8 protein-coding genes are annotated in these 7,034 nt (G+C 70.1%); 7 read left to right on the plus strand and 1 reads right to left on the minus strand.

The window, feature by feature from the left end; genetic code table 11:
* The first annotated feature begins 290 nt into the window (after positions 1–290).
* From xdhC to BGO22_RS17545, 7 genes are all read left to right on the plus strand, one after another.
* A complete protein-coding gene (gene xdhC, locus BGO22_RS17515; protein WP_070397503.1) occupies positions 291–1,118 on the plus strand; it encodes a xanthine dehydrogenase accessory protein XdhC in 828 nt (275 codons plus the stop codon).
* Between the two features lie 207 nt (positions 1,119–1,325).
* Positions 1,326–2,522 (plus strand): urate hydroxylase PuuD, encoded by a 1,197-nt coding sequence (locus tag BGO22_RS17520; RefSeq protein WP_070397504.1) that lies wholly within the window; start codon positions 1,326–1,328, stop codon positions 2,520–2,522.
* 98 nt (positions 2,523–2,620) lie between these two features.
* Positions 2,621–3,727 carry an S-(hydroxymethyl)glutathione dehydrogenase/class III alcohol dehydrogenase gene (locus BGO22_RS17525; RefSeq protein WP_070397505.1) on the plus strand — a complete coding sequence of 369 codons (1,107 nt, stop codon included), beginning with the start codon at positions 2,621–2,623 and terminating at the stop codon, positions 3,725–3,727.
* A complete protein-coding gene (fghA, locus tag BGO22_RS17530; protein WP_070397506.1) occupies positions 3,727–4,575 on the plus strand; it encodes an S-formylglutathione hydrolase in 849 nt (282 codons plus the stop codon). Before BGO22_RS17525 ends, fghA begins: the two co-directional genes overlap by 1 nt.
* Before the next feature lie 3 nt (positions 4,576–4,578).
* Positions 4,579–5,235 carry an HAD family hydrolase gene (locus tag BGO22_RS17535; RefSeq protein WP_070397507.1) on the plus strand — a complete coding sequence of 219 codons (657 nt, stop codon included), beginning with the start codon at positions 4,579–4,581 and terminating at the stop codon, positions 5,233–5,235.
* A gap of 12 nt (positions 5,236–5,247) precedes the next feature.
* Positions 5,248–5,628 carry a Rieske (2Fe-2S) protein gene (locus tag BGO22_RS17540; RefSeq protein WP_070397508.1) on the plus strand — a complete coding sequence of 127 codons (381 nt, stop codon included), beginning with the start codon at positions 5,248–5,250 and terminating at the stop codon, positions 5,626–5,628.
* 13 nt (positions 5,629–5,641) lie between these two features.
* Positions 5,642–6,616, plus strand: coding sequence for a S49 family peptidase (locus BGO22_RS17545; protein ID WP_239478163.1), 975 nt, complete (start codon positions 5,642–5,644; stop codon positions 6,614–6,616).
* Here BGO22_RS17545 and BGO22_RS17550 read toward each other — a convergent pair.
* Positions 6,604–7,034 (minus strand): GDP-mannose 4,6-dehydratase (locus BGO22_RS17550; RefSeq protein WP_286851998.1); only part of this gene is annotated, 431 nt, incomplete at its 5' end. The two genes, BGO22_RS17545 and BGO22_RS17550, sit on opposite strands and share 13 nt — an antisense overlap.

A 7,034-nucleotide genomic window follows, 5' to 3' on the forward strand; every position in this document is an offset into this window, starting at 1 on the left:
GGGGGGGGGGGGGGCGGCAGCGGCGCCGCGCAGGCGGCCAGCAGGGCGGCGATCGTCAGGCCGGTCCAGCGCAGCGCGCTGGCCCGGGGGGCGTCGGAGCGGGCGGGGGCGGAGGGCTTCTTGTCTCGGGTGCTCATGCGTTTCTCTCAGCGGGGCCGGCCTCGCCATACCGCGGGGCCGATGGAGTGTATGTGCGAAACCGCACACGGTGCCAATCACTACGGCCGATACTGGCGGCCCTTGGGTTTCTCTTACAGATCCATACAGCTTTGTCGACAGGAACGCCACACATGGCGGGTGAGCTGCAGACCTTTCTTCGCCGCTTGCGCGACGAGCCCGCCGTGCTGGTGACGGTGCGCGCCTCGCGTGGTTCGGTGCCCCGCGAGGCCGGCACCTGGATGGCGGTGTTTCGCAACGACACCATCGACACCATCGGCGGCGGACACCTGGAATGGGACGCGATGCGCCGCGCGCGCGAGATGCTGGCGCGACGCGCGGTCCAGCCATCCGTGCAGTCGGTCACGCTCGGCCCCAGCCTGGGCCAGTGCTGCGGTGGGGCGCTGGAACTTTCGTATCAACCCGTCGGCGCCGCCGACGCGCCGGCGCTGCGCGAGCGCCTGGGCATGGCCCTGAGGCCGGTGGCGCTGTTTGGCGGTGGGCACGTGGGCCGCGCGCTGGTGCGCGCGCTCGCGCCGCTGCCTTTCGCCATCACCTGGATCGACAGCCGCGACGAGGCCTTTCCCGACCCGCTGCCCGAGGGTGTGGCGGCCGAGCATTCCGACCCGGTGCAGGCCGCCGTGCCGGCGCTGGCCAGCGGCTCGCTGGTGCTGGTCATGAGCTTTTCGCACGCGGAGGACCTGGACATCGTGGCGGCCTGCCTGCGCCGCCTGCGCGAACGCGACGACCTCGGCTTCATTGGCCTCATCGGCAGCCGCACCAAGTGGGCCACCTTCCGCCACCGGCTGGCGGAGCGCGGCTTCGGCGAAGAAGAGCTGGCGCGCGTGACCTGCCCGATCGGTCTGCCCGGCATCACCGGCAAGGCGCCGGCCGTGATCGCGGCGGCCGTGGTGGCGCAGTTGTTGCTGCTGACGTCGACGACCGCCGCGAGCGGCGTTTGAGCGCTGTCGGGCCGCTCCCAAGGCGCTCGGCCCCGCAGTGCGCAGCATGGCGGGTCGTCCATTGAAACCGCTACACTGCGGGCCTTCTGTGGTCGCAGCGGAGCCGGTGCAACGCACCGTGTATCGCGGCCCTCGGTCGGCTCAGAGCGCCCGCGGTGGTGAGTCGAAACGCCGGATGGCCCAAGGCCATCCCTTGAACGAGGTGCCATGGAAACCTACCTGCTCGACTGGGCCAACCTGCTGTTGCGCTGGCTGCACGTCATCGTCGCCATCGCCTGGATCGGCTCCTCCTTCTATTTCGTTTTCCTCGACAGCAGCCTCACGCCGCCCGAGGACGAGGCGCTGCGCCGCGACGGCGCCACCGGCGAGCTGTGGGCCGTGCACGGCGGCGGCTTCTACCACCCGGTGAAGTACGCGGTCTCGCCGCCGCAGCTGCCGGGCCACCTGCACTGGTTCTTCTGGGAAAGCTACTCCACCTGGCTCTCGGGCTTTGCGCTGTTTCTGGTGTCTTATCTGTGGAGCCCCAAGGTCTACCTGATCGATCCGCAGGTCTTCGACTGGTCGCCTGGCGCGGCCATCGCCACCGCGCTGGCCTTCCTGGTGGTGTTCTGGCTGGCCTACGACACCATCTGCCGCACCCTGGGGCAGACCAAGAACGGCGACGCCAAGGTGGGCGCGGCCGTGGCCGTGCTGGTGGCGGTGGCCGCGCTGCTGGCCACCTCGCTGTTCGCGGGGCGGGCGGCCTTCCTGCTGGTGGGCGCCATGATCGCCACGGCCATGAGCGCCAACGTGTTCTTCTGGATCATCCCGGGCCAGCGCAAGGTGGTGGCCGCGCTCAAGGCCGGCCTGCCGGTGGACCCCATCCATGGCCAGCGCGGCAAGCAGCGCAGCGTGCACAACACCTACTTCACGCTGCCGGTGCTGTTCGCCATGCTGAGCAACCACTACAGCTTCACCTACGCGAACCCGCACAACGGCTGGGTGCTGATCGCCATGATGGCCGCGGGCGCGGCGATCCGGCAGTTCTTCGTGCTGCGCCACGGCTTCAAGCTGGGCCGCAACCCGCACCCCTGGAAGTACGCGCTGGCGGGCGTGGTGGTGTTGATCGGCGTGATCGTCTGGCTCAAGCCCGCGCCGTCCGCCCCGGTGGCCGAGCGGCCGGCGGTGAGCGCGGCCCGGGTGCAGGCCGTGGTGGCGCAGCGCTGCGTGATGTGCCATGGCGAGGCCCTGCAGTCCAAGGGCGTTCGGCTGGACAGCCCGGCCGAACTCCAGCGCCACGCGCAGGCGGTGTACCAGCAGGCCGTGGTCACCAAGGTGATGCCCATCAACAACGCCACCGGCATCACCGACGAGGAGCGCGCGCTGATCGGTGACTGGTTCCGCGCCGGCGCGCCCGCCGACTGAGGCGACCGGACGCATGCCCGGCGCCGGGCTCGGGCATGGGGAGGCGGGTTAACCTCGCGGGTGTTCCCCGCATCATTGACACCCGAGAGAGACCCACCATGAAAACGCGCGCCGCCGTGGCCTGGAAGGCCGGAGCCCCCCTCACCATCGAAACCGTGGACCTGCAAGGGCCGAAGGCCGGCGAGGTGCTGGTCGAGATCAAGGCCACCGGCATCTGCCACACCGACTACTACACGCTCTCGGGCGCCGACCCCGAGGGCCTGTTCCCCGCCATCCTGGGCCATGAGGGCGCGGGCATCGTGGTGGACGTGGGTCCGGGGGTGACCACGCTCAAGAAGGGCGACCACGTCATCCCGCTGTACACGCCCGAATGCCGCCAGTGCAAGTTCTGCCTGAGCCGCAAGACCAACCTGTGCCAGCTCATCCGCGGCACGCAGGGCAAGGGCCTGATGCCCGACGCCACCAGCCGCTTCAGCCTCGACGGCAAGCCCATCCTGCACTACATGGGCACCAGCACCTTCGCCAACCACACGGTGGTGCCCGAGATCGCGCTGGCCAAGATCCGCCCCGACGCGCCCTTCGACAAGGTCTGCTACATCGGCTGCGGCGTCACCACCGGCATCGGCGCGGTGCTGTTCACCGCCAAGGTGGAGGCGGGCGCCAACGTGGTCGTCTTCGGCCTGGGCGGCATCGGCCTGAACGTGATTCAGGGCGCCAAGATGGTGGGCGCCGACAAGATCATCGGCATCGACCTCAACCCCGAGCGCGAGGCGATGGCGAGGAAGTTCGGCATGACCCACTTCCTCAACCCCAAGGACCACGACAACATCGTCGACGCCATCGTGCAGCTCACCGACGGCGGCGCCGACTACAGCTTCGAGTGCATCGGCAACACGAAGGTGATGCGCCAGGCCCTGGAGTGCACGCACAAGGGCTGGGGCCGCAGCATCATCATCGGCGTGGCCGAGGCGGGCGCGGAGATCAGCACGCGGCCCTTCCAGCTCGTCACCGGCCGCAAGTGGGAGGGCTCGGCCTTCGGCGGCGCGCGCGGGCGCACCGACGTGCCCAAGATCGTCGACTGGTACATGGACGGCAAGATCAACATCGACGACCTCATCACGCACAAGCTCAAGCTGGAGGACATCAACGAGGGCTTCGCGCTGATGAAGCGCGGCGAGTCGATCCGCTCGGTGGTGGAGTTCTGATGGCCGTGGAGACGCTGAGCGAGCACCGCTGCTTCGGCGGCGTGCAGGGCTTCTACCGGCACGAGTCGGCCGCCATCGGCCTGCCGATGCGTTTTGGCGTGTTCCTGCCGCCGCAGGCGGCCAAGGGCCCGGTGCCGGTGCTGTTCTACCTGGCGGGGCTGACCTGCACCGAGGAAACCTTCGCCATCAAGGCCGGCGCGCAGCGCCTGGCGGCCAAGCTGGGCCTGGCCATCGTCACGCCCGACACCAGCCCGCGCGCCACCGGCATCGAGGGCGCCGACGCGGCCTGGGACTTCGGCCACGGCGCGGGCTTTTACCTCGACGCCAGCGAAGCGCCTTGGTCGCGTCACTTCCGCATGGAGCGTTGGATCGTGGAAGAACTGCGCGCGCTGGTGTTCGAGCGCTTCGCCCTGCGCCGCGACCGCGTCGGCGTGTTCGGCCACTCCATGGGTGGGCACGGCGCGCTCACGCTGGCGCTGCGCCACCCGTCGCTGTTCCAGAGCGTCTCGGCCTTCGCGCCGATCGCCGCGCCCACGCAGTGCCCCTGGGGCGAGAAGGCGTTCACCGGCTACCTGGGCGAGGACCGCGCCCGCTGGGCGGAGCACGACGCCACCGAGCTCATCCAGGCGGGCAAGCGCTGCCCGCCGCTGCTGATCGATCAGGGCCGCGCCGACCAGTTCCTGGCGGCGCAACTGCACCCGGACCGGCTTGAAGCCGCCTGCCGCGCCGCCGGCCAGCCGCTCACGCTGCGCTGGCACGAGGGCTACGACCACGGCTACTACTTCGTCCAGAGCGTGGTGGCCGATCACCTGCGGCACCACGTCAGGACCCTGGAAAAACTGGGCTGAGCCATGGTCCGCCGCTACGATCTCATCGCCTTCGACTGGGACGGCACGCTCTACGACTCCACGGCGGTCATCGCGCAGAGCATCCAGCGCGCCGTGGCCGACGTGGGCGGCACCGTGCCCACGCGCGAGCAGGCGAGTTACGTCATCGGCATGGGCCTGATGCAGGCCCTGGCGCATGCCGCGCCCGACGTGCCGCCCGACCTGTACCCGCGCCTGGGCGAGCGCTACCGCCACCACTACCTGGCCAGCCAGAACGAGCTCAGCCTGTTCGACGGCGTGCTGCCGCTGCTGCAGGCGCTCAAGGAACGGCAGCATTGGCTGGCCGTGGCCACCGGCAAGAGCCGGCGTGGGCTCGACGAGGTGCTGCGCACGGTGGAACTGAGCGGCGTGTTCGACGGCTCGCGCACGGCCGACGAAACGGCCGGCAAGCCCAGCCCACTGATGCTGCACCAGCTGATGCGCGAGTTCGGCGTCGAGCCCGAGCGCACGCTCATGATCGGCGACACCACGCACGACCTGCAGATGGCGGTGAACGCCGGCTGCGCGAGCGTGGGCGTGAGCTACGGCGCGCACGAGCCCGACGCCTTCCACGCCCTGGGGCCACGCTTCGTCGCGCACTCGGTGGCCGAACTGCACGGCTGGCTGCTCGAACACGCCTGAGGCCCGACCCGCATGGCGCCCGCCCCCGCCGACGACCTGCACCCGCTGTGCCACAGCCACGACCTGGTCGATGGCGGCCAGGGCGTGTCCTTCGACGTCAACTACGCGGGCCAGACCTGCCGGGCCTTCGCCATCCGCTACCAGGGCCGCGCGCACGCCTACCTGAACCGCTGCACGCACGTGGCCATGGAGCTGGACTGGCGTCCCGACCATTTCTTCGACGACAGCGCGCGCTGGCTGCTGTGTGCCACGCACGGCGCGGTGTACGCGCCCGACACCGGCGAATGCCGCGGCGGCCCCTGCCGGGGTGGCTTGTTCCGGATCGAACTGGTGGAGCTCGACGGCGTGGTGCACTGGCGCTCCCAGTACCATCTCAAACCCGTGGAATTCTGAAAGCGAGCCCGTCGTGAACGAGGACTTCAACACCGCCGCCACCCCGCGCCCCGCCGGCGTTGCCTGGGAGCGCGAGGCCATCGAAAAGCTGCTGTTCGCCCAGCTCAAGGAGCAGCGCGCCGCGCGCCGCTGGAAGCTGTTCTTCCGCTTCGCCTGGCTGCTGGTGATCGGCGCCATCGTCTGGCTGGCCGTCAAGGCCGAGCACATGGCGGGCTCGCAGCCCAGCACGCCGCACACCGCGGTGATCGAAATCGAAGGCACCATCGGTGCCGGCGCCCAGGCCAGCGCGGAGAACGTGCTGCCCGCGCTGCGCCAGGCCTTCGAGGACCAGGGGGCCCAGGGCATCGTGCTGCTCATCAACTCGCCGGGCGGCAGCCCGGTGCAGGCCGGCATCATCAACGACGAGATCCGCCGCCTGAAGGGCCTGCACGACAAGAAGGTCTATGCCGTGGTGGAGGAAACCTGCGCCTCCGCGGCCTACTACATCGCGGCGGCGGCCGACGACATCTACGTCGACAAGGCCAGCCTGGTGGGCAGCATCGGCGTGCTGATGGACGGCTTCGGCTTCACGGGCCTGATGGACAAGCTGGGCGTGGAGCGGCGCCTGATGGTGGCGGGCCGCAACAAGGCCATGCTCGACCCCTTCAGCCCGCAGGACGAGCAGCAGAAAGCCTACCTGCAGGCCATGCTCGACGAGATCCACCTGCAGTTCATCGAGGTGGTGAAGCAGGGCCGCGGCAAGCGCCTGAAGGAAGACGCCGACACCTTCACCGGCCTGGTGTGGAGCGGCCAGCAGGCCGTGAGCCACGGCCTGGCCGATGGCTTGGGCAACCTCGACTACGTGGCGCGCGAGGTGATCAAGGCCGAGGAGGTGGTGGACTACACCCAGCGCGAGAACCTGGGCCTGCGCCTGGCGCGCCAGTTCGGCGCGAGCTTCGGCGAAGGGGCGTTCAAGGCGGCGCAGTCCGCCGGCATTCAGCTGCGGTAACCGTTCGGGTTCTCGCGCTGCCAGCGCCAGGCGTCGGCGCACATTTCATCGAGCGTGTGGCGCGATTGCCAGCCCAGCAGCTGGCGCGCCAGCGACGGGTCGGCCCAGCACTGGGCCACGTCGCCCGCGCGGCGCGGGGTCACGCGGTAGGGCACGGGCCGCCCACTGGCCTTCTCGAAGGCGGCCACCACTTCCAGCACGCTGTGGCCGCGCCCGGTGCCCAGGTTCACGGTGAAGCTCTCGCCCCGGCCCAGCAGGGCCTGGATGGCGGCGACGTGGCCGCGCGCCAGGTCCATGACGTGGATGAAGTCGCGCACGCCGGTGCCGTCGGGTGTGGGGTAGTCGCCGCCGAAGACGTTGAGGTGCTCGCGCGCGCCCACGGCCACCTGGGCCACGAAGGGCATCAGGTTGTTGGGGA

The sequence above is a fragment of the Hydrogenophaga sp. 70-12 genome (assembly GCF_001897365.1).
In the GTDB taxonomy this organism is placed as follows: Bacteria; Pseudomonadota; Gammaproteobacteria; order Burkholderiales; family Burkholderiaceae_C; genus Hydrogenophaga; species Hydrogenophaga borbori.

Coding starts and splice junctions, on each gene's coding strand:
- xdhC (WP_070397503.1), top strand. CDS start 291: ATGGCGGGTGAGCTGCAGACCTTTCTTCGCCGCTTGCGCGACGAGCCC.
- BGO22_RS17520 (WP_070397504.1), top strand. CDS start 1,326: ATGGAAACCTACCTGCTCGACTGGGCCAACCTGCTGTTGCGCTGGCTG.
- BGO22_RS17525 (WP_070397505.1), top strand. CDS start 2,621: ATGAAAACGCGCGCCGCCGTGGCCTGGAAGGCCGGAGCCCCCCTCACC.
- fghA (WP_070397506.1), top strand. CDS start 3,727: ATGGCCGTGGAGACGCTGAGCGAGCACCGCTGCTTCGGCGGCGTGCAG.
- BGO22_RS17535 (WP_070397507.1), top strand. CDS start 4,579: ATGGTCCGCCGCTACGATCTCATCGCCTTCGACTGGGACGGCACGCTC.
- BGO22_RS17540 (WP_070397508.1), top strand. CDS start 5,248: ATGGCGCCCGCCCCCGCCGACGACCTGCACCCGCTGTGCCACAGCCAC.